We start from the raw sequence: 1,575 nt of genomic DNA on the forward strand, positions 1-1,575 counted from the left end.
GATCTGGAAACCGGCATGCGTGGCTACCTGTTGACTGGGGATGAACACTTTCTTGATCCCTACGAGACGGCCAAGCCGAGAATAACGGTCGCCCTCAACACCTTGCTCGAACTCACCGCCGACAATCCGGCGCAGACTGATCGTGTGCGTCGTCTRCAAGCACTGCAGACCGAATGGACCACCTACGCGCAATCGATGATCGATTTGCAACGAGCCAGCGGTGATTACCGTGCCGCGGTCAAGACAGGGCGCGGCAAGCGGCTGACCGATGAAATTCGCAAGCAGTTCGAAGAAGTGATCGATATGGAGCAGCAGTTGCGCGCCACGCGTAACGACGACGTGAGCCGAACCACGATCTGGAGCATCGGCCTGTACCTACTTTTCGTCGCCGGTATCAGCGCCTTGCTGGCCTATATTGGCCGTCGCGATCTACTCAGTCTCTCGCAAGTCTACAGTGCCAACCTTGCCGCGCAGCAAGCCAGCGCCCGGCGTCTGGAACAACAAGCCTGGCTGCGCAATGGCCAGACCGAGCTGGCCGAGCAAGTGTTGGGGCAACTGAGCCTCAATGTATTAGGCCGCAACATTTTGCAATTCTGCGCGCAGTACCTCGGCACCGCCGTCGCCGCCATTTATGTTCGCGACGACCATGGCGGCCTCAAGCGTATTGCGTCTTACGGTTTCTCGCGTGAGCAGGAGGAACGTGACCAGCAGATCTACAGCGATGAAGGGATTGTCGGTCAGGTCGCGAACCAGGCTCGCCTGATTCGTCTTGATGACGTTCCGAGCGACTACTTCAAGGTCAATTCCGGCCTGGGCGAAGGCCTGCCGCATAGCGTGCTCGTGGTGCCGACCAGTGATGACGAGCGGGTCAATGGCGTGATCGAGCTGGGTTTCCTGCGCCCGCTGAATGATCGTGATATCGAGTTGCTTGAATTGATTGCCGGCAACATCGGCACCTCGATCGAGGCTGCTCGCTATCGCCAACGCTTGCAGGAAGTGTTGGGCGAAACCCAGCATCTCAATGAAGAGCTGCAAGTGCAGCAAGAAGAGCTCAAGACCGCCAACGAAGAACTCGAAGAACAGTCACGAATTCTCAAGGAGTCCCAGGCGCACCTGGAAACCCAGCAGGTGGAGTTGGAGCAGACCAACGAGCAGCTCGCCGAGCAGGCGCAGATCCTGGAGGATCAACGCGATGCCATGGACCTGAAAAACACCGAGCTCAATCAGGCTCAGGTGCAACTTGAGGATCGCGCCCTGGAATTGCAGCGCTCCAGCAAGTACAAGTCCGAGTTTCTCGCCAATATGTCCCACGAACTGCGCACGCCGCTGAACAGTTCGTTGATCCTGGCCAAATTGCTCGCTGAAAACCCTCAGGAAAATCTCACTGCCGAGCAGGTGAAGTTCGCCGAGTCGATCTATTCCGCCGGTAATGACTTGCTCAATCTGATCAACGACATCCTCGACATTTCCAAGGTCGAGGCCGGCAAGTTGGAGATGCATCCTGAAAATGTCAGCGTCGAGCGTCTGGTAGACGGCTTGCGCGGGATGTTCGAACCGATGGCAACTGACAAGAAC

At 57.2% G+C, this 1,575-nt stretch carries 1 protein-coding gene; it reads left to right on the top strand.

Going from position 1 to position 1,575, the window contains the following annotated elements; translation table 11 throughout:
* The coding region (locus tag AC1DRJ_RS27065) for a CHASE3 domain-containing protein (RefSeq protein WP_477804849.1) at nucleotides 1–1,575 on the top strand (1,575 nt) is incomplete at both ends.

The sequence above is a fragment of the Pseudomonas sp. P5_B2 genome, assembly GCF_056400445.1.